This window comes from Ideonella sp. P3_A4, from assembly GCF_056403075.1.
This window is the reverse complement of record NZ_JBFUGE010001183.1, coordinates 1-990: the sequence shown is the minus strand read 5'-3', so window position 1 is coordinate 990 and position 990 is coordinate 1. Positions and strand designations below refer to the sequence as shown.

The following is a 990-nucleotide window of genomic DNA, read 5'->3' as shown; positions in this document are numbered from 1 at the left end:
CGGCGAAGCCGGATCCGCGCACGCCACTTGAAGGCCGGCGGCTCCTGCGGAGCGCCGGGGGCAAGGTTGGCTAGTAGTTATCTTTAGGCATCAAACATGTTGAATACGCTTGAATTGGCCTCTCACGGCCCCGTCATTCCCGTCATCGTCATCGATCGGCTCGAAGACGCCGTGCCGCTGGCACGCGCCTTGGTCGAAGGTGGGGTGAAGGTGCTTGAAGTGACGCTGCGCACCCCGGTGGCGCTGGGTGCGATCGAGGCGATGGCGCGCGAGGTGCCTGGCGCGATCGTCGGTGCCGGCACCATCCGCTCCGCGGCCGATGCGCGAGCGGCGAAGCAGGCTGGTGCGGTCTTCGGTGTCAGCCCCGGCTACACGGCTGAGGTGGGCGCCGCATGTCGCGACATTGGCCTGCCGTTGTTGCCCGGCGTGGCCACCGCGAGCGAGGTGATGGCGGCGCAGGCCGACGGCCTGTCGTTCCTGAAGTTCTTCCCGGCGACGGCGGCAGGCGGCATTCCGATGCTGAAGGCACTGGCCGGTCCGTTCCCCGATGTGGTCTTCTGCCCGACCGGCGGCATCACGCTGCAGACCGCGCCAGAGTTCCTGTCGCTGCCCAACGTCAAGGTCTGCGGCGGCTCATGGCTGACGCCGGCCGACGCGGTGAAGAGCGGCGACTGGGGCCGGATCACCCGGCTCGCTGCCGAAGCCGCAGCATTGCGGCGTTAGGCCTTTCGGGCGCGGCCAGGCCGCGCTGGCTCAGACCGGCACGGTGTAGTTCAGCGCCATGCGGCCGCCGTCGATGTGCACGATCTCGCCGGTCATGTAGCGGGCGGCGTCACTGAGCAGAAAGCCGACCACGTCGGCCACTTCTTCGGGCTCGCCCAGCCGCTTCATCGGCGTGCGGCCGAGGATGCGCTGCTTTGCTTCCTCGCTCGTCAGCACCGCTTCGCGTGCCAGTTCGGTGGCGATGGTGCCAGGCGCCGCGGCATTGAC

General features: G+C 68.7%; 2 protein-coding genes. One reads left to right on the top strand and one right to left on the bottom strand.

The window, feature by feature from the left end; genetic code table 11:
• Positions 1-96: 96 nt before the first annotated feature.
• On the top strand, positions 97-723 hold the full coding sequence (eda, locus tag AC1DYI_RS36815; protein WP_477209022.1) for a bifunctional 4-hydroxy-2-oxoglutarate aldolase/2-dehydro-3-deoxy-phosphogluconate aldolase: 627 nt from the start codon (positions 97-99) through the stop codon (positions 721-723).
• 30 nt (positions 724-753) lie between these two features.
• Here eda and AC1DYI_RS36810 read toward each other — a convergent pair.
• Positions 754-990: SDR family NAD(P)-dependent oxidoreductase (locus AC1DYI_RS36810; RefSeq protein WP_477209021.1), on the bottom strand; the 237-nt coding region annotated here is incomplete at its 5' end.